At 39.9% G+C, this 20,013-nt stretch carries 15 protein-coding genes, 7 pseudogenes and 1 other annotated feature; of the genes and pseudogenes, 13 read left to right on the top strand and 9 right to left on the bottom strand.

Annotated elements, in window-relative coordinates; all coding sequences use genetic code 11:
• The first annotated feature begins 21 nt into the window (after positions 1-21).
• Both CSB87_RS00555 and CSB87_RS00545 read left to right on the top strand, forming a co-directional pair.
• The gene (locus CSB87_RS00555) at positions 22-2,688 is read left to right on the top strand and encodes an excinuclease ABC subunit UvrA (RefSeq protein WP_025469209.1); all 2,667 of its coding nucleotides are present in this window, start codon (positions 22-24) and stop codon (positions 2,686-2,688) included.
• Positions 2,689-2,849: 161 nt separating this feature from the next.
• A pseudogene (locus CSB87_RS00545) lies at positions 2,850-3,650 on the top strand (IS5 family transposase).
• Positions 3,651-3,659: 9 nt separating this feature from the next.
• On the opposite strand, the gene CSB87_RS00540 reads toward CSB87_RS00545, so the two are convergent.
• Together CSB87_RS00540 and CSB87_RS00535 are read right to left on the bottom strand one after the other, a co-directional pair.
• A complete protein-coding gene (locus CSB87_RS00540) occupies positions 3,660-4,175 on the bottom strand; it encodes an IS630 family transposase (RefSeq protein ID WP_031953551.1) in 516 nt (171 codons plus the stop codon).
• A complete protein-coding gene (locus CSB87_RS00535) occupies positions 4,172-4,498 on the bottom strand; it encodes an IS630 transposase-related protein (RefSeq protein WP_004703692.1) in 327 nt (108 codons plus the stop codon). Before CSB87_RS00535 ends, CSB87_RS00540 begins: the two co-directional genes overlap by 4 nt.
• 36 nt (positions 4,499-4,534) lie before the next feature.
• On the opposite strand from CSB87_RS00535, the pseudogene CSB87_RS00530 reads away from it, so the two are divergent.
• Positions 4,535-4,675 (top strand): annotated as a pseudogene (locus CSB87_RS00530) (IS5/IS1182 family transposase); the annotation flags it as partial.
• Between the two features lie 133 nt (positions 4,676-4,808).
• Here the strand turns inward: CSB87_RS00530 and CSB87_RS00525 are convergent.
• The 4 genes and pseudogenes from CSB87_RS00525 to CSB87_RS00505 form a co-directional block, all read right to left on the bottom strand.
• Positions 4,809-5,972, bottom strand: coding sequence for a zinc-dependent alcohol dehydrogenase (locus tag CSB87_RS00525; RefSeq protein ID WP_001202406.1), 1,164 nt, complete (start codon positions 5,970-5,972; stop codon positions 4,809-4,811).
• Between the two features lie 1,650 nt (positions 5,973-7,622).
• On the bottom strand, positions 7,623-8,327 hold the full coding sequence (locus CSB87_RS00515; protein ID WP_004704254.1) for an IS6 family transposase: 705 nt from the start codon (positions 8,325-8,327) through the stop codon (positions 7,623-7,625).
• Positions 8,260-8,877, bottom strand: a pseudogene (locus CSB87_RS00510) (cation:proton antiporter). Before CSB87_RS00510 ends, CSB87_RS00515 begins: the two are co-directional and overlap by 68 nt.
• 39 nt (positions 8,878-8,916) lie before the next feature.
• Positions 8,917-10,136 (bottom strand): annotated as a pseudogene (locus tag CSB87_RS00505) (IS3 family transposase).
• Positions 9,745-9,861: a sequence feature (AL1L pseudoknot), on the bottom strand. Its footprint overlaps the pseudogene before it by 117 nt.
• Positions 10,137-10,211: 75 nt before the next feature.
• Here CSB87_RS00505 and CSB87_RS00495 point away from each other — a divergent pair.
• The 6 genes and pseudogenes from CSB87_RS00495 to CSB87_RS00470 form a co-directional block, all read left to right on the top strand.
• A pseudogene (locus CSB87_RS00495) lies at positions 10,212-10,436 on the top strand (IS1 family transposase); the annotation flags it as partial.
• A 14-nt stretch (positions 10,437-10,450) separates the two neighbouring features.
• A pseudogene (locus CSB87_RS20215) lies at positions 10,451-10,601 on the top strand (RNA-guided endonuclease TnpB family protein); the annotation flags it as partial.
• A gap of 268 nt (positions 10,602-10,869) precedes the next feature.
• Positions 10,870-11,145, top strand: a complete 276-nt coding sequence (locus CSB87_RS00485) for a metal/formaldehyde-sensitive transcriptional repressor (RefSeq protein WP_001133624.1) — start codon at positions 10,870-10,872, stop codon at positions 11,143-11,145.
• Between the two features lie 21 nt (positions 11,146-11,166).
• A complete protein-coding gene (locus tag CSB87_RS00480) occupies positions 11,167-12,279 on the top strand; it encodes an S-(hydroxymethyl)glutathione dehydrogenase/class III alcohol dehydrogenase (protein ID WP_000842147.1) in 1,113 nt (370 codons plus the stop codon).
• A gap of 228 nt (positions 12,280-12,507) precedes the next feature.
• Positions 12,508-13,347: an S-formylglutathione hydrolase gene (gene fghA / locus CSB87_RS00475; RefSeq protein ID WP_031953638.1), complete on the top strand. Its 840-nt coding sequence runs from the start codon at positions 12,508-12,510 to the stop codon at positions 13,345-13,347.
• Positions 13,348-13,670: 323 nt separating this feature from the next.
• Complete coding sequence (locus tag CSB87_RS00470; protein ID WP_031953631.1) at positions 13,671-13,973, top strand: putative quinol monooxygenase; 303 nt, start codon at positions 13,671-13,673, stop codon at positions 13,971-13,973.
• 85 nt (positions 13,974-14,058) lie between these two features.
• On the opposite strand, the pseudogene CSB87_RS20005 reads toward CSB87_RS00470, so the two are convergent.
• Positions 14,059-14,384, bottom strand: a pseudogene (locus tag CSB87_RS20005) (IS3 family transposase); the annotation flags it as partial.
• Between the two features lie 183 nt (positions 14,385-14,567).
• On the opposite strand from CSB87_RS20005, the gene CSB87_RS00465 reads away from it, so the two are divergent.
• The 3 genes from CSB87_RS00465 (at position 14,568) to CSB87_RS00455 (ending at position 17,815) form a co-directional block, all read left to right on the top strand.
• Entirely contained in the window at positions 14,568-15,725 is a 1,158-nt protein-coding gene (locus CSB87_RS00465) for an iron-containing alcohol dehydrogenase (protein WP_004704243.1), read from the top strand.
• An 84-nt stretch (positions 15,726-15,809) separates the two neighbouring features.
• Positions 15,810-16,487, top strand: a complete 678-nt coding sequence (locus tag CSB87_RS00460) for a type 1 glutamine amidotransferase domain-containing protein (RefSeq protein WP_000699624.1) — start codon at positions 15,810-15,812, stop codon at positions 16,485-16,487.
• 200 nt (positions 16,488-16,687) lie between these two features.
• The gene (locus CSB87_RS00455) at positions 16,688-17,815 is read left to right on the top strand and encodes an alkene reductase (protein ID WP_000655271.1); all 1,128 of its coding nucleotides are present in this window, start codon (positions 16,688-16,690) and stop codon (positions 17,813-17,815) included.
• 83 nt (positions 17,816-17,898) lie between these two features.
• Here the strand turns inward: CSB87_RS00455 and CSB87_RS00450 are convergent, their stop codons facing one another.
• The gene (locus CSB87_RS00450; protein ID WP_001087973.1) at positions 17,899-18,129 is read right to left on the bottom strand and encodes a hypothetical protein; all 231 of its coding nucleotides are present in this window, start codon (positions 18,127-18,129) and stop codon (positions 17,899-17,901) included.
• A 104-nt stretch (positions 18,130-18,233) separates the two neighbouring features.
• Positions 18,234-18,842, bottom strand: a complete 609-nt coding sequence (locus tag CSB87_RS00445; RefSeq protein WP_000804053.1) for a TetR/AcrR family transcriptional regulator — start codon at positions 18,840-18,842, stop codon at positions 18,234-18,236.
• Between the two features lie 143 nt (positions 18,843-18,985).
• Between CSB87_RS00445 and CSB87_RS00440 the strand changes: the two genes are divergently transcribed.
• Positions 18,986-20,005 (top strand): NADP-dependent oxidoreductase, encoded by a 1,020-nt coding sequence (locus CSB87_RS00440; protein ID WP_000859511.1) that lies wholly within the window; start codon positions 18,986-18,988, stop codon positions 20,003-20,005.
• Positions 20,006-20,013: the final 8 nt, after the last annotated feature.

Genomic DNA, 20,013 nt, shown 5'->3' with positions numbered 1-20,013 from the left:
ATAATTTACAGGCTCAGAAACATGAAAATACATTCTTTTGGTGAACACAATAACATTACTTTATCTAATAATTGTATTGAAGTTCGAGGTGCACGTGAGCATAACCTTAAGGATGTAGATGTTTCTATCCCAAGAAATGCACTTGTTGTTTTCTCAGGTGTATCGGGTTCAGGAAAATCATCACTTGCTTTTGGAACTATTTTTGCTGAAGCACAAAGAAGATATTTCGAATCTGTTGCACCTTATGCAAGACGCTTAATAGATCAGGCCGGAGTACCAGATGTTGATGCTATTGATGGTCTACCACCAGCAGTAGCATTGCAACAACAACGTGGTGCAAGTAATACCCGTTCTTCTGTTGGAAGTGTAACAACTTTATCAAGTCTCGTGCGAATGATTTATTCGCGTGCTGGTGCATATCCTGCCGATCAGCCAATGTTATATGCCGAGGACTTTTCACCGAACACTCCTCAAGGTGCTTGTCCTACCTGTCATGGTTTAGGTCACATTTATGAAGTTACAGAATCGACAATGGTTCCTGACCCAACACTCAGTATTCGTGAGAGAGCTATCGCATCATGGCCACCTGCTTGGCACGGGCAAAACTTACGCGATATCCTAGTAACCCTAGGGTATGATGTTGATCGACCATGGAAAGATTTACCGCAATCGGATAGAGACTGGATTTTATTTACTGAAGAAACCCCAACAGTTCCTGTCTATGCTGGTTTAAGCCCCGCTGAGACTCAATCTGCACTTAAACGTAAACTAGAACCCAGCTATATGGGCACTTTCACTGGTGCTCGTCGCTATGTCCTTCATACTTTTGCTAATACCCAAAGTACGTTGATGAAAAAACGTGTTTCACGTTTTATGGAAGGAAAAATATGCCCTTCCTGTCATGGTAAACGCCTTAAACCAGAAGCCTTATCTATTACCTTTGCTGGAGTAGATATTGGTGAGTTTATGCAACTTTCTTTGGATAAGTTAACTTGCCTGCTTGAGCCCATTGTTCTAGGCAATTTCGACGCTCATGATGCTGGAGAAAAGACTAATAATAAAGTAACCCAACTTGATAGATCTGAACGAGCAACAACAGGTAGAGCAGTGCATTCTGTATCTCCAGATGTAAGACGTACGTCAGCACTTTCAGATGAAAAGAAAATTGCTGCGCAGCGTTTAGCAAATGGTGTGGTGGGGCGTTTAAATCAATTACGCCAGTTAGGTCTTAGTTATCTAACATTAGATAGAGCCACACCGACTCTTTCAGCGGGAGAGTTACAACGTTTGCGTTTAGCAACACAATTAAGTTCTATGCTATTTGGTGTAGTTTATGTACTGGATGAACCGTCTGCTGGATTACATCCTTCAGATAGTCAGTCATTATATGATTCTCTCGATAAATTAAGAGACGCTGGAAACTCCGTATTTGTTGTAGAGCATGATTTAGAGCTCATGCGTCGTGCTCAATGGTTAGTGGATGTTGGACCAGATGCAGGAGAGCAAGGTGGTAATATTTTATATAGTGGAGTACCTCAGGGTTTAAGTGAGATTTCAGCTTCACGTACTGCAAGTTATTTATTTAATAAAATCCCAGTTACTCAAAGTTATGGACGTACACCCTCTGGTTGGCTTGAACTTAACAATATTTACCGACATAACCTGCATAATATTGATGCTCGTATACCTCTTGGTGTACTTACAGCAGTTACAGGTATTTCAGGTTCAGGTAAATCTAGTCTCGTTTCTCAAGCTTTACCCGAGTTAGTACTTTCATATTTAGGCAATGAATCTGAAACTGAAAACAATAATGAAAATAATCCTTTAAATGAAGGAATGTTGGTTACCGAGGTTACACAGGGTTCTCTGGCTGGTGATGTGGAGGCTATACAGCGTCTGGTACAGGTTGATCAAAAACCAATTGGCCGTACTCCACGTTCTAATCTGGCAACTTATACGGGTTTATTTGATCATGTTAGAAAGTTATTTGCTGGGACTCCTGAAGCTCGCCAAGCTCATTATGATGCTGGACGTTTTTCGTTTAATGTGGCTAAAGGGCGATGTGAAACTTGTGAAGGTGAAGGCTTTGTCAGTGTAGAATTATTGTTTATGCCAAGTGTATATGCCCCTTGTACGACATGTCATGGTGCTCGATATAATGATGACACTCTGAAAATTCGCTGGAATGGACGTAATATTGCTGAAATATTAGGAATGACCGTCAATGAAGCACGTGATTTTTTTGATGGAGAGGTCTCGATTGCTCGTTCACTACAATTATTAAAGGAAATTGGCCTTGGTTATTTACGTTTAGGGCAACCAGCGACTGAACTATCTGGTGGAGAAGCGCAACGTATTAAATTGGCGACCGAGCTGCAACGCAATCAGCGTGGAAATACACTGTATATACTTGATGAGCCAACTACAGGTTTGCATCCATCAGATGTAGATCGATTGTTAGTTCAATTGCAGCGATTAGTCGATGCGGGTAATACCGTGGTTATGATTGAGCATGATATGCGTGCCGTTGCACAAGCAGATTGGATGATTGATGTGGGACCAGGTGCTGGAAATGCTGGTGGGAATATTGTTGTGGCAGGAACACCAAAACAAATAACAGAAAATCAAGATAGCCGTACTGCTCCATATTTAGTTAATGAGTTAGTGAGTCGTGATACTAAACATTGATATTGCGAGTGGGTAGAATAAAACCTTAAATTAAAAGCCTGTAAAATCAATCAGATATTTTTTTAGGTGGTGTGTGAGCATGAAATCTAAAATTTTTTTCAACTAAGGGCTTTGTTGCACAAACCTATTTCTAAAGGCTTATTCCACAATATAATTTTCAAATGAATAAGCCCGCACCTAAAATCTACCGCACAACCAATTGGCCCGCATATAACCGAGCACTCATGAGTCGCGGAAATATTGCCATTTGGTTTGATCCTGCTAAGCAATGGTATGCGCCATCAAAAGGCAAACAAGGGCGAAATCAAACCTACTCCGACGCAGCCATCCAATGCTGCTTAATGATTAAATCCTTATTTCGTCTGTCTTTACGTATGGTTACTGGCTTTGTGCAAAGTCTGATTAAACTTTGCGGATTAAATTAGATAGCTCCAGATTACACTACGCTTTGTAGAAGACAAAAGCATATTGATATTGTAATCAGCTACCAAAAAAGTAGAGATGGGCTGCATCTACTCATGGGCTCTACAGGCATGGAGTTTCTAGGTGAGGGTGAATGGAAGCGCAAGAAACATGGACCTGAATATCGTCGCCAATGGCGTAAACTACATATTGGTATAGATGCCAAAACCCTGCAAATACGAGCATTTCAGCTTACAACCAATAATGTCAGTGATTCACAGGTGCTTGGTGATTTACTTAATCAGATTCCACAAGATGAGCGGATTGACTCTGTTTATACCGATGGAGCTTATGACACCAAGCAATGCCGTCAGGTCATTGCAATTGCAGATCGGCAAGCGCATGCGGTGATTCCACCTAGAAAAAATGCGAAACCATGGAAAGATAAAAAGATGAGCTCGCTAGAACGAAATGAATTACTTCGAACAGTTAAACGTTTAGGCAGGATACTATGGAAAAAATGGTCAGGCTATCATTGGCGAAGTTGGTTGAAACTATAGTCAAACCGCTTAATTACCCATACACTCGTTAAAAAAACGACTAAAAAGCTTATCTATTGAGTTAACCAACCACTTTTTCCTTTTTGCTTTCACCCATGCCCACATTTTTTCAATAGGATTAAGGTCAGGACTATACGGTGGTAACCAAAGTATTTGATGCCCATGTTGGGCTAATAGATCTTGTATATCTTGTCGTTTATGGAAGGCTGCATTGTCCATGACAATTACACTATTCGAGGGTAATTCTGGTAATAAAAACTGATCTACCCAAAAATGAAATATATCCGAATTTACTTTGCTATCAAATAAACCAACTGCAAATAACTTACCCTCATGGATTGCTCCTATTGCATTGGTTTGATTTTTTAATTGCCAATTATATGTTCCATAACAAGGAGTTCCCTGTTTTGAATAACCCTGAGGTCTATGTTCATGAGATTTAAATCCACTTTCATCTAGATAGATGATCGGGTGTTTACACCCTAATCGGTTTAAATCTTTTAAATACTGCTCTCTGAGTTCTATTTTTGTTTCCGGGTGCCGTAAGGTCTTTTTTTAACTGTGATATTTAGACGCTTGAGCGCATCTCCAATTGTAGAATTACCACAACCAAAACGAGCAGCGCGTTCATATTGATAATCATCAGGATATTGCTCAACATCTGCACGTAAGGCATCATCATCAACTTTAGATGGTTTTCTTGGTCGAGTTCTTTTTATTTCGATTCGCTTTTTCCATTCGACAATTGTGTTTTTATTAATTTCGAAGTGCTGAGCAACCGCTCGGATAGATTGACCTTCTTCAAGCTTGGCTAATATTTTCTTTCTAAAATGTATTGGATAACTCATATCGGTATTGTATTGGTTTTTTGACGTGCGGACTATAAGATGCATTGCATCAAATTATTAGGAGATAAACTCAGTGCAAGGAGTTTTGATAGCCAAGTCAATGAGATTCATGCACGTGTAGCAGTGCTCAACAGATTTACGGAATCAGGTCGACCATTTACCCAAGTTACGCCTTAAATTTGGCTCAATTAGGGGCGCTTTGCATTTCAAATCTTTGTGCAACAAAGCCCTTAAAAACAAGAAAAAGAGGATTGATAAAATGATGATAAAAAATAAAAAAGCGCCTGATGGCGCTTTCCTTTAATCATATTTATGGCGTCAGAATTACTTTACGACAGTCTTCTTCTTTTTTATCAAAAATACGGTAACCTTCCGCAGCATCTTCCAGTTTCATGCGATGGGTAATAATCAGATCTGGAGACAGATCTCCATTTTCGATATGTTCTAGCAACTGCGGCAAGTAATTATGCACATGAGTTTGTCCCATTTTAAAGGTTAAACCTTTGTCAAAGGCATCACCAAACAGGAAGCCGTGAATTGGACCGGCATAAACTCCAGGTACACTCACCACACCGCCGCGGCGGACCGCTGCAATACATTGTCTTAACGCTGAACCACTCGAACCTTCTAATTTCAGGTTAGTCATTACAGTTTCCAGCATGCTGCCTTTGGCTTCAAAACCGACCGCATCAATGACGGCATCGACTCCACGATAACCCGTGGTATTTTGAATGATAAATTCAGCGGCATCGACTTCATCAAAATTGACCGGAATCACCCCATAGGTTTGATGTGCGAAACTCAGACGATAAGGATGGTGATCGACCATAAAAATCTGCTCGGCACCGAGCATCCGCGCACAGGCAGCAGCCAGCAGACCGACTGGGCCAGCACCATAAATCGCCACACTGGAACCTCGACCAACTTGGGCATTGTTCACTGCTTGCCAGGCGGTTGGCAGAATATCAGTCAGGAATAATACTTTTTCATCAGGCAGGGAACCTGGCACTTTAAATGGTCCGATATTGCCCTTGGGAATCCGTACATATTCAGCCTGACCACCCGGTATACCACCATACAGATGGCTAAAGCCAAATAAAGCTGCCCCTGGTGGAATCTGTTTTTTATTGAGAATTGCACCACGGCCGGTATTGGTATTTTCACAGGCAGCCATTAGTTCATGTTCACAGAAAAAACAGTGACCACATGCAATCACGAAAGGAATAATTACCCGGTCGCCTTTTTTGACTTCTGTGACTTCAGGGCCGACTTCTTCTACAATTCCCATAAATTCATGGCCGAAAATATCGCCATCTTCAGTGGCCGGAATTTTACCCCGGTATAGGTGCAGATCTGAGCCACAGATGGCAGTCGCTGTCACCCTTAAAATGACGTCATCTGGTTCCTGAATCACTGGATCTGGAACGGATTCAACTCGTACATCCCGAGCACCATGATAGGTAAGAGCACGCATGCGGATTTCCTCTTTCTAGTTCAACATTAAACAGACTCGTATCAAGGCTGCCAAAAATAAAAAACACTTTTATTAGAGCCTTATGCACCAAGAAATCGCTGTAAATTAATGTATGAAATAAGACATCCGAGTGTATAAAAAATAAACTTATATAGGGTTTACGTAATTCGTGACCTTATGTGTCGAATGAATAGAAAAGAACAGAATTAAAGAAACATCTAGTAATTTCTATAACTTATAGATTGTTAATTCTGTGCTATCTATTATTTTTAGAAATAAATGTCCCTAACATAATCATAGAGGTACTAACTCCTCCTATTACTAAACTCATGAGTATTATTTCTATACTTAATATCTCTGTCCAATGGCTATGGTCACTCCACGGAATATATATGCCATGTCCAAATAAAAAATTTATAGTGCATAAAATAAGGAAGCTAATGAGAGTGGATATTATCAAGGTAACTATAAGATTTTTCCAAACCTCCTTATTTTTAGAAAGAGTTATTACTTTAATCGTTATACTCTGTAAATAAATATCGTAGATTTCAGCTCTAAAAATTTGATTTATTTAACAATATTTTAGTATTTGGCGTATTTTGCCACTGAATATTATTTGATTAGTACACAAAATAGTGAACAGAAACTAGCTGTGGTTTCTTGTTGGCTTTCAAAGATCTTTAGTTTATAAGCCCACCTCACTTTCCTTGAGTGGGCTTTTTTTTATGCTATTGCTTCGCTCGGCAAATATTTTTTAAACAAAAAAATGATAAAGAAGCCTTTTAGATACATCTTTTAAACATTTTGATTCATATTGCATTTATAATAAATATGCTAACTAGTTGTTCCATTCCCTCAGAGGTTAGTAAAAACTATTGTTTCAGCATGAAATAATGATTTGGCCCACTTCTGTGGGTTTTTTAATGCCTTAAAACGCTCTCGTTTGCCCTCTAAGGTCTTTTTCATTTCATATTTTTTACAATTATGATTAGTCAAGAAATGGATCAGATATGAAGTTAACGCGCTTAAATGGTTTAATCACTTATAATTGATTCATGAATCCTTTGTTTTTCCTTGTCATTTTCTATCTTAACGGCTAAGGCTAATACAATTATCATTGTGATGAGACAGATTATTTTGATCTTCATTTTTCTGCCTCCACTTAGAAATAACTTAATGAATATTAGCATTTTAACTCGATACTTTGAAGTATGATTAAGCCTTGTTTCAAAGTCGAGTTATTTTGCGAGGCGGTGATCTCATTAGTAATGATAAAAAATAAGTAAAGTACCACTCACCTGATATTTTTTAGGGTCGATTAGGTACCAGTCATAGGTTTTTTCTTTAATGTTATTCGGTTCAAATAAGTACACAGCTTTTTAGTCATAATTCTGATTAATATTTTTCCATCACACTCTTTGATTTGTAGCGGATATTTTTAAGTATAGTCATATCAACTCTATGTTCGTCTAGTTCATCTTTGCTTGGTACATACAGGAATATTGCCAAAAAGAACACCATAAGAGAGCTTGTAATCAGAGAAAAGGTAAGGGCAAAATTTTAATGCCAGTTGATCGCTCGTAGATACTCGCTCGGTTCGGCACTGTTGCAAATAGGGATCTGAGTCGATGATTTTCCCTTCAAAAAAGCTTAGAGACCGAAAACTTTATTTACTAGCCAAACTTCTCCTAGAATATTACCGTTATAAAATAATGAAGCTTGTGCTTTGCGTAGAGCACGCATAACCTCAATACCTTTAATTGTGGCATAAGCCGTTTTCATAGACTTGAATCCCAACGTAGCCTTGATGATCCGTTTAAGCTTGCCATGATCACATTCAATCACGTTATTCTTGTATTTAATCTGTCGATGCTCCAGATCTTCAGGACACTTTCCTTCGTGTTTTAGTCGCGACAAAGCACGGCCATAGGTATGAGCCTTATCAGTGTTTATGACTCGTGGAATCTGCCATTTTTTGACATGATTCAAAATCTTACCAAGAAAACAATAAGCTGAATGGGTATTTCGTCTAGCAGAAAGATAGAAATCAAGAGTATGGCCACGTTGGTCAACTGCTCGGTATAGATATGCCCATTTGCCATTCACTTTTACGTAAGTTTCATCCAGACGCCATAAATGTCGATCTTTAGGATTACGCCAATACCAACGTAAACGTTTTTCCATTTCAGGAGCATAACGCTGAACCCAACGATAAATCGTGGTGTGATCGACATTTACTCCCCGTTCAGCGAGCATTTCCTGAAGTTCACGATAGCTGATGCCATATTTACAGTACCAAAGGACGGCCCAAAGAATGATTTCGCCCTGAAAATGACGACCATGGAAAGCATTCATCTGCTGATCCTTTAGCTAAAAGAGTATTTAGCTTACCATCAGCAGCTATTTGCAACAGTGCCACAATTGCCAATAAAGGGACAATCAACAAGTCTTCAAACAGCAGAATCGAGACAATTTTTTGTCCGCGTGGTTGAGCAATGTCTCCACGATCTCCCAAAAGTTGCATTACAATTGCAGTCGAGGTGAGTACAAAGCCTGCAGCACACACAAAACTCACTTGCCAAGAATAGCCTTAGACCAAGCCTACAGCCGTTAGCCCCAATGAACAGGCACTAATTTGTAATGTACCTAATCCAAAAATTTCTTTTCTTAAACTCCATAAATACGATGGACGCATTTCTAGTCCAATCACAAACAGATACATCACAATACCAAGCTCAGCGATATGCAGAATAGACGCAGAATCGTAGAAAAATGCCAGTCCAAATGGACCAATAATTAATCCTGCAATTAAATATCCCAATACCGAGTTTAATCCTAGGCGCTTGATTAAGGGGACTGCGATCACTGCAGCCGTGAGCAATATGACAGGGGATAGAAGGCTGATTGAAACGTACCGGGTTTGTCGGAGACTTTTTTATTTAAGTTAGGCCACCTGACCTAACGGGTTAATCTTATCATTGTACATTGCTTCAAACTCAAAAGGCGATACATAACCCAGTGCACTGTGTACACGCTTTTTATTGAACCAATCTACCCAGTTTAGTGTCGCAAGTTGTACATCTGCTAAACCTTGCCAAACTGCTTTTAGATATTCAATCACCTATGTTTTGTATAAGCCATTCACCGTTTCAGCCAAAGCATTATCGTATGAATCGCCTGTCGTACCGACTGATGCTCGTAAATTTGCTGCTTCTAAACGATTGGTATAGCGAATGGAAAGATATTGCACACCTCTGTCGGAATGATGAATCACATTCTTTGGCATGCCTCGATCATGCAATGCTTGCTCCAATGCATCGAGCAACATATCTGTATTCATCCGTGTAGATACTTTCCATCCAACAATTGCTCGTGAAAACACATCAATAATAAAGGCGGTATAGACCCAGCCTGAATGAGTTTGAATATACGTAAAGTCACCGACCCATAGTTGGTTTGGATGATCAGCACTAAAATTACGTTTCACTAAATCATCTGCCCGTTTTTGGTCATCTCGGCTACGGGTAGTTTGTTTATTCTTACCACGCCAAACACCTTGTATACCTAGCTTCTGCATCAATCGAGCAACTGTACAACGTGCAATCACATAGCCTTCACGTTTCAGTTGTTGCCAGACCTTACGCACACCGTATCGACCTGAACTTTCTTTCCAAATTCGCTTGATCTCCTCAGCATGATGCAAGTCATGTAAATTTCGTTTCGCTCGATGTTCTGGATTTACTGTGAGATCTAAAGTCCGGTAATAGGTTGAAGGTGCGATCGGTAAAATTCTACAAATCGCCTCGACTCCGTACAGCTGTTTATTATTATGGATAAAATCCACCATTATTTGTGTGGGCGGTCGAGCTCCGCCTGGGCGAAAAAAGCGGCTGCTTTACGTAGAATCTCATTGGCGCGTTGCAGTTCTTTATTTTCGCGTTCGAGTTGTTTGATACGTTCTTGGTCTGAAAGCTGCTGTACTTTAACTGGATTTTGTTTATCTAAATATTTTTGATACCAAACACGTAGTGTTTCAGGAGTACAACCTATCTTGGGAGCAATAGGGGTGATCGCAGTCCAATTCGATGGATAATCTTTTTCAGATTCAATCAATAATTGAACCGCTCTTTCTCTGATTTCAGGGGTATATTTTAATTTTGTCATCGGGATAGTCTCTCAGAATATTGACTCTCCGACAAACCCGGTACGGTTCACTACTTTGAAAAGTGATATGTGCTGAAAAAAACAGGAGAAATTGTTACTTATGTTTGGGGTAAAAGAGATATAGCTATAGTCCAACGACTAAAGGAAAAGTTGAAACAGTTAAGTATTCACTATACCCGAATTTCAAGTAATCAATGGGATAGTTTTATCACTGCATTTAAAGACTGTCAGCAAAGTATTGGTAAGTTTTTCACTATAGGTATTGAGGGAAATAATTGCAAAATAAGGTATCGGATTAGATGTGTTAGTTCAGTATTGAGTGTGGCTTTAGCAAGAATACGGATATTAATGCTTCTCGCAATATTCTAGCGGTAGGACATACCACTTTGTCTGTGGAGGAAAGATGCGGTAAAGGTCGCTTTGTGAAGCAGAAAGCATGCCTAAATCCGTGAGGAAGTCGCCTAAGAGCTTTTGCTTTTAAAATCCCTGAGAAACATGTTTCGTAAAGAGTTAGTTGAAAGTGGGGGGATTATGTTAGAAGTTTAATTTTATAAGCTATTGTAAAGATTCGGAAAGTTAATTATAGCATCCAGTTGCAGAGCCAATAGTGACTTCATTTAATCTCAGCATACTTTTTGAAACACTACCTAAATTTTTAAGGTTTATAAAAAATATTGTTCTTTTTTATACTATGGGGTACTATAGTATCAATGCTAGCAAATAAGGAGGTCTGATGCCTAATCAGGTCGAAGACAAAAAAAAGATTCTTCTACGCGTCAGAAAGATCAAAGGTCAGACACAAGCGATTGAAAAAGCGCTAGAAGACAATGTGGAATGTGGTGCGATTCTGCAACAAATATGCTCTGTGCGTGGTGCTATTAATGGTCTAATGAATGAGATGTTAGAGGTTCATTTAAAGGACACTTTAGTATCAGGTGAAACCACAGAACAACAACGAAAAGAAGAATTGGCTGAAATCGCCAAGATTCTAAAATCATATTTAAAATAGATCTGTATAAGGAATTATTCCATGAAGTCACGTGCTGCCGTTGCGTTTGGTCCTGGTCAACCTCTTCAAATTGTTGAAGTTGATGTTGCACCACCGAAGAAAGGTGAAGTATTAATCAAGATTTCCCATACCGGTGTGTGTCATACAGACGCATTTACTTTATCTGGCGATGATCCTGAAGGCGTTTTTCCGGCTATTCTCGGGCATGAAGGTGCTGGTGTCGTAGTTGAGGTTGGTGAAGGCGTGACTAGCGTCAAACCAGGTGATCATGTAATTCCACTTTACACCGCTGAATGTGGCGAGTGCCTATTCTGTAAATCTGGAAAATCGAACTTGTGTATTTCCGTTCGAGAAACTCAAGGTAGAGGCGTAATGCCAGATGGCACCACTCGTTTTTCTTACAATGGTCAACCGATTTACCACTATATGGGCTGCTCAACGTTCAGTGAATACACGGTAGTGGCAGAAGTATCATTGGCTAAAATCAATCCTGAAGCCAATCACGAACATGTCTGCTTACTAGGTTGTGGTGTAACAACGGGTATCGGTGCAGTACACAACACGGCTAAAGTACAAGAAGGTGATAGTGTTGCGGTCTTTGGTTTAGGTGGTATTGGTCTAGCAGTCGTACAAGCCGCACGTCAAGCTAAAGCAGGACGTATTATTGTGGTTGACATGAATCCAGATAAATTTGTGCTGGCAAAAGAGTTTGGCGCAACGGACTTCTTGAACCCTAAAGACTACGATAAACCAATCCAGCAAGTAATTGTCGAAATGACTGGTTGGGGTGTAGATCATTCATTTGAATGTATTGGCAACGTGAATGTAATGCGTGCAGCCCTTGAAAGTGCACACCGTGGCTGGGGACAATCTGTAATTATTGGTGTAGCTGGCGCAGGTCAAGAAATCTCTACCCGTCCATTCCAACTGGTTACTGGTCGTAAATGGCTAGGTTCTGCGTTTGGTGGCGTAAAAGGTCGTACGCAACTTCCAGGAATGGTTGAAGATGCCATGAAAGGTAAAATTCAATTAGAACCATTTGTGACACATACGATGGGCTTGGATCAGATCAATGAAGCCTTTGATCTAATGCATGAAGGTAAGTCAATTCGTACTGTAATTCATTACGAATAATTCCGTCAGACCTTATAGTTTTCCATGCATGTGCATCATGAATGACATGCATGGAATCCTCTAAAACGGCACATTATCTGTAAAACCCATCTATCTGTGTAGGCATCGTGTATAGGTTCAACAAACCTGCCTACATTTTAAATCTTAATCACTATTCTCTGTGGAGAATGACAGACTCTTTGTTTACTCGATTTCTCATGAAGTCTTGCTCAACATAGGTAATTGATTATGGAAATAATTGAGAAACATGCTTCTTTTGGTGGATCGCAAGAAGTGTATTGCCATCAGTCAACAGCATTAAACTGTTCAATGAAATTCTCAATATATCTGCCACCTCATGACAAAGATGAGCGGTTGCCAGTTTTATATTGGTTATCAGGGCTGACTTGCAACGAACAGAACTTTATTACTAAAGCCGGAGCACAAAAGTATGCGGCTGAACATAAAGTCATTATTGTTGCACCAGATACCAGCCCACGTGGAGAAGATGTACCAGATCATGCAGATTATGATTTAGGCCAAGGTGCAGGATTCTATGTGAATGCAACACAAGCACCCTGGTCACAGCATTTCAAAATGTATGATTATATTGTGGAAGAGCTCAGAAATCTGATTGACCTGAATTTTCCGACCAACCAAGTCCAAAGCATTATGGGGCATAGCATGGGTGGTCATGGTGCATTAGTCATTGGGTTAAAAAACCCTGAGCTGTATAAAAGTATTTCTGCTTTTGCACCAATTGTTGCACCTAGCCAAGTACCTTGGGGGGAAAAGGCTTTCACACACTACCTAGGTGAAAACGAAACTTTATGGAAAAGCTATGATGCGATTGAATTAATCAAAAACGCGGAAGTTCATTTACCTATTTTAGTCGATCAGGGAACAGCTGATGATTTTCTTGAAGAACAGTTAAGACCTAAGCTGCTTAGTGATATTTGTTTGGAACAAGAATATCCTCTTACACTTAACCTAAGAGAAGGGTATGACCATAGCTATTACTTCATTGCGAGCTTTATAGAGAAACATATAGAGTTTCACAGCAAATTCCTAGCAAAAAAACTTTCATAGATATGAGGATATACATGTTGTTCTTGAATGCTTCTTGAGCAATATAATCTCCAGATGAAGAGGTCAGCTTATAAATCTAAGGTAGAGTCAATTGATCCTTATATAACTAAGATTGAATTTAATCATCTCATATCTTGATTTTTGATTCAAATGTTAATGATATTAACTTGAATAAATTCATAGCATTATGTCGAAATAAAAACCTAAATTTTGGCTCAGCTATGGGAAATTTATTTAACTTTTATACAACAAAACTTTCTGACATGCATACATTAGCAATGTCAGAATCAGTTTGAATTCTAATCAATTGTGGAGTTTTAGTCATGCTTAAAACAGCTTTATATGTGCGTCTTGAAGCTAAACCGGGTAAAGAAGAAGAAGTGGAAGCTTTCCTTAAAGCCGGTTTACCTATTGTAATGGAAGAACCTGCGACCGTTGCGTGGTTTGGCCTACGTCTTGGACCTACAACATTTGGTATTTTTGATGCATTTCCTGATGAGGTGGGTCGCCAAGCGCATTTATCTGGCAAGGTTGCAGCTGCTTTGATGGCTCGGGCCGAAGAGCTATTTTCAGAGCCACCGTCTATTGAAAAAGTAGATGTTTTGGCGAGTAAACTACCAGCTTAAACCGACGCTTAAATGTATGAGTGTGCTGCCTGAAATTTTGAATGAAAGGCAGCACTTCAACCCTGTGAGGTTTGTCAGAGGCTTTTTATTCAAGTTGGGCTACTTTATTTATTGGCTTAATCTCATCGTTTACATGGGTCAATATCCAAAACAGGGTAAATAAACGAATGAATCCACATGCCTTATATTGAACCAATCTATCTAATTTAGCGCTGCATTTGTACATCTGCTAAACCTTGCCAATCTGCTTTTAAAATATTTAATCATTGCTATTTTCTATGAGCCATTCACTGTTTCAGCCAATGCGTTCACGACCATGTCAATAGTCATACGTGTTGATATCTTCCATCCAACAATCGCTCGTGAAAATACATCAATAATAAAAGTGGTATAGAACAAGCCTGAATTTGTTTAAGCATCACTCAAGTTGGCAAGCTGAAATAATTTTTTAAAAAATAGACGACTGGTCTATTTTTATGTATAGTTAGCACATGGTGTAGGCAAAAGCCGCAGTATTGTCCAATTTTTTAAAGTTTATTTGATGAATAACGGTGGCTTTTCAAATCAATTAGCTGATCATCCTAGGATAAAAATATGCTGAATTTTAACTTTTATAATCCGACCCGCATTATTTTTGGTGGCGATACAATAGCTGAAATCAATGACTATGTGCCTACAGAAGCAAAAGTGTTAATGTTATTTGGTGGTGAAAGTGCACGTAAGAATGGTACTTTAGCTGAAGTGCGTGAAGCATTAGGTGCAAGAGAAATTCATGAATTTGGCGGAATTGAGCCGAATCCGAGTTATGAAACCCTCATGAAAGCTGTAGAGCTGATTCGAGAACAAAAGATTGATTTCTTGATGGCTGTCGGTGGTGGATCGGTAATTGATGGTACTAAATTTATTGCAGCAGCAGTCAATTATACAGGGGATACATGGGAGATTTTAGAAACCCATGGTACTAAAATTACTCAAGCTTTGCCTTTTGCGAGTGTACTCACCCTTCCGGCAACTGGTTCAGAAATGAATAGCGGTGGTGTAGTAACCAGAAAATCGACCCAAGCCAAATTGTCATTTAGCAGTCCCTATGTTTTTCCGCAATTTTCCGTACTAGATCCGAATAAAACCTTTAGCTTGCCGACGCGCCAGTTGGCTAATGGCGTGGTGGATGCATTTGTTCATGTCATTGAACAGTACTTAACTTACCCTGTGAATGCACAAGTACAAGATCGTTTTGCCGAAGGTCTATTGCAAACTCTGATTGAGATTGGACCGAAAATCTTGGAAGATTCAGCAGATTATGACACGCGTGCGAATTTGATGTGGTCTGCTAGCATGGCACTGAATGGGCTGATTGGAGCTGGTGTACCACAAGATTGGTCAACCCATTTGATTGGACATGAGCTCACGGCTTTACATGGTATTGATCATGCTCGTACCTTGGCCATTGTGTTGCCAGCCAATCTACAAGTGCGTCGTCAAGAGAAGCGAGAAAAATTACTACAGTATGCAGCTCGTGTCTGGCAGATTGTCGAAGGTGATGAAGAACAATGTATTGATACGGCTATTGCTCGTACTCGAGCCTTCTTTGAGCAACTTGGATTGCCGACTCGTCTTAGCGATTATGGACTGGGGGAGACAGATATTGAGATCATCATTACGCAACTTAAATCACACAATCTGACACAGCTAGGCGAACACAAAAATGTTTCATTAGAGATCAGTCGCCAAATTCTTGCGACGAGCATCTAAATAAGCTATCTGGCATGCTCACGCCACACAGCAAGTGATCATGCAACAATGCTCCTCAATCATGAAAATTATCGGAGAAATAACATGAAAATTTTAGTCGTTTTAACCTCACATGATCAACTTGGCAATACTGGTAAGAAAACAGGTTTCTGGCTAGAAGAACTTGCTGCACCGTATTACACCTTTATTGACTCTGGTGCTGAAGTTACGCTGGCGTCGCCTCAAGGTGGGCAGCCACCACTAGATCCTAAAAGTAATTTAGCCGATGCGCAAACTGAAGCCACTCATCGTTTTGAAGCTGATCCAACTGCAATGCAAGCATTGGCACAGACGCATAAACTTAGCGAAATTTCTGTAGCTGATTATGATGCAGTGTTTTATCCAGGCGGGCATGGTCCATTGTGGGATTTAGCAGAAGATCCGATTTCAATTTCTCTGATTGAACAGGCGATTCAGTCTGGCAAACCTGTTGCAGCAGTGTGTCATGCCCCAGGTGTTCTTCGTCATGTGAAAGCGAGTAATGGAGCGCCTTTAGTCAGCGGTAAATTAGTCACTGGTTTTAGCAATACTGAGGAGGCTGCTGTAGGCTTGACTGAAATTGTACCATTTTTAGTCGAAGACATGCTTAAAGAAAATGGTGGTCATTATTCTAAAGTAGATGATTGGCAAGTACATGTTCAAGTAGATGGCTTGCTGGTTACTGGACAAAATCCAGCCTCTTCTGCTGCAACTGCTACAGCATTACTTCAATTGTTGAAATAAAGAGTAGCTAGCGTCTGTTGTGGTGCTTAGCAGTGAATAACTTCTGACTCTGAGCAACGGGCGCAATAAGCAAAATAACCCTCACTTAATGGTGGAGGGTCTGAGTTAATAGCTTTCTTTCCTTTATTTTTCTATATACAGGAAGGAAGGGTATTTTTTAATTTAGATCAATTAAGTCATGATTATTTGGATACAATGAAATGAAAGACAGCATACTTTTTCAAAACTTAAGCTTAGGCCCTTATGTTTTGCGAAACCGTATTGTATTGCCACCATTAACGCGGTCGCGCAGTACTCAGCCAGGGAATATTCCAAATGAACTGATGGCAACCTATTATCAACAGCGTGCCGGGGCAGGATTTATGGTCACCGAAGGTACGCAAATCGAGCCACGTGGTCAAGGCTATGCTTGGACTCCCGGTATTTACAGCCCTGAACAGATTGCTGGATGGCGTAAAGTGACTGAAGCAGTGCATGCTAAAGGAGGCATTATTTTTGCACAACTTTGGCATGTTGGGCGTGTTTCACATACATCTTTGCAACCTAATCATGCATCACCGGTCGCACCCTCGGCTATTAGGGCTGATAGTAATGTTAAAGTGTTTATTGAGACCGGGCCTAATGCTGGGACCTTGGCTGATCCTTCAATGCCACGTGCTTTAAGCAATGCAGAAGTTAAAGAATTAGTGCAACTCTATGCTCAAGCAGCACGCAATGCCTTGGCTGCTGGTTTTGATGGAGTTGAAATTCATTGTGCAAATGGTTATTTGGTGAATCAATTTATCTCTGCACATAGTAACCACCGTGAAGATGAATATGGTGGATCACTAAACAATCGTTTGCGTTTTTTACGTGAAGTAGTAGAGGCAGTTGCTGAGGTGGTTGGTGCAGATCGTTTAGGAGTGCGTTTTGCCCCGCTATTTGAAAGTACAGAGGAAGATCGTGTTTACATAGGGTTGGTTGAAGATGATCCACATGTGACTTATATTGAAGCCATAAAAATACTTGAAGAAGTTGGGATTGCCTATTTATCGATTGCAGAAGCTGATTGGGATAATGCACCAGAACTTCCTCATGATTTTCGTAGAGATGTCAGAGACACTTTCAGTGGTCGGATTATTTATGCAGGTCGATATACGGCAGAAAGAGGGACTCGAATTTTAGAGGCAGGACTGGCCGATTTAATTGCATTTGGACGCCCATTTATTGCGAATCCAGATTTACCCGATCGCATCGCCAATGGCTGGCCATTGAATCCAGTAGATGCAAGCACTATGTATGGTGGGACAGAAAAAGGCTATATTGATTATCCAGCTTACGCAGATTAGTATTGACTAAGTGAGTTATTTTGCCAACCACAACGGTTGGCAAAATAAGGACTTAGGATTGCTGTTGCCAGCATAAATTCTTCTTAAAACAAATTCTTAAAATTTTTTAGCTGTGTAATGAGCCAACCTGCCAGTGGGAAAGAAATCAGTTGCGTTACTGGCACTAATACTATGACTTCAATCAACACCATCATCGGGAAACTTTGATGCTGAGTAATTGGCTTTAATAAAGTGAGTACCAGTAATAGTGTGGGATATAAGCCTAAATATCCGACTAAAATACGAGTCATGAGGGCTTTAGAAGGAGAATTCATTGTGCGCTATACTCATGGATTGTAAATTGATCTAATAACAACACATTAATAAGTAATCATTGGGCTGCTGTCATTAATTATGTAATTGATATTTAATCTAATTTTTACGAAACTTCACTTTTTAATAGAAATTTAGTTGCTCTCAGAGCTTGATGTAATGGTGTTTTATCTTTTTGCAACTTACTCAGTAATGCTGCACCTAACCACATTTGGTAAAGTACTTGTGCCAAAGTCGAGGCCTCAGTATCTGCTTGGATAGACTGATCCTGTTTTCCCAAATCAATTAAACCAGCAATACGCTCGATTACATCATCCACGCCAGCGGACATAATGGAACGCATATCTTCAGATAGATCGGCAACTTCTGCGGCAAGTTTCACAATTAAACAACTATCCGCCCAACCACACTGTGTTTCAGGATCTTCTATCCATAAATTAAAATACTCAATCAGCTTTTGATAAGGAGATTTATCGCTACGCCATACATCATTTAAACGGACTTGGTAATTATCCACATAATGCTGTACCAATTCACATCCGAAAGCTTCCTTGGATTGGAAATAATGATAAAACGAGCCTTTGGGGATCTCACAGCTCTGTAAAATTTCCTGTAATCCTACACCAGTAAAACCTTTATGCAAAATCAGGTCTGAACTGGTGTTAAGAATGTGTAAGCGCTTCGCTTCAGACTTTTTAATAGGATTAGGCTTCATATTAATTATTTACTCTATTATAAAAAATAGACCAGTCGTATTGTTTTTTATTATAACTCCTCTACAATGGATGTAAAGAAATTTTAATCATAATTTTTGATTGTGAAGGGAAGTAATTCTAAATAAAACATGGAGTTATGTGTGTGAAAACAGTTATTAATCAACGCATCGTTTTAGCTAAACGGCCAGTGGGTGAGCCAAAACACAGCGATTTTCGTATTGAACAAGTTGAGCTCAATGAACTTAAACAAGGCGAGATATTGTTAAAAACCATTTACTTGTCACTCGATCCTTATATGCGTGGTCGCATGAGCGATGCTCCTTCATATGCAGCACCGGTTGAAATTGGCGAAGTGATGGTCGGTGGAACAGTCAGTCAAGTAGTGGCCTCTAAAAACCCAAAATTCAAAGAAGGCGAGTGGGTTTTTTCAGGAAATGGCTGGCAGGGCTACGCAATTTCTAATGGGACTGCATGTCAAAGCTTAGGTATGCAACCTGAACATCCATCTTGGGCATTGGGTATTTTGGGAATGCCAGGATTTACTGCTTATATGGGGTTGTTGGACATTGGTCAGCCTAAAGCCGGTGAAACTTTAGTCGTTGCAGCTGCAACGGGACCTGTTGGTGCTACGGTTGGACAGATTGGCAAACTTAAAGGTTGTCGCGTGGTTGGCGTCGCAGGTGGGCCTGAAAAATGCCGTTATGCAGTAGAAGAACTCGGCTTCGACGCTTGTATCAATCATCATGATGAAAATTTTGCAGAACAATTACAACAAGCAGTTCCGAACGGTATTGATATTTATTATGAGAATGTAGGGGGTAAAGTGTTTGATGCGGTATGGCCATTGCTTAACTCTGCGGCACGTGTACCGGTGTGTGGTGTGGTTTCCCAGTATAACGCTACCGAGCAAGTACAAGGGCTAGACCGTTTACCGGGCTTTATTTCCACCCTTTTAAAAAAGCGTATTCGCATGCAAGGCTTTATTATTTTTGATGATTATGGCAGTCAGTATCCGGAATTCTATCAGCAAATGTTTGAATGGTTGAAAGACGGAAAAATCAAATATAAAGAGCATATGGTGCAAGGTTTAGATAACACGATCAATGCTTTCAATGGTATGTTGAAAGGCGAAAACTTTGGCAAAGTGGTTGTAAAAATTTAAAAAAATAG

The sequence above is a fragment of the Acinetobacter sp. AR_0276 genome, assembly GCF_003000705.1.
Classification (GTDB): Bacteria; Pseudomonadota; Gammaproteobacteria; order Pseudomonadales; family Moraxellaceae; genus Acinetobacter; species Acinetobacter nosocomialis.
This window is presented reverse-complemented; position numbering and strand designations above follow the sequence as displayed.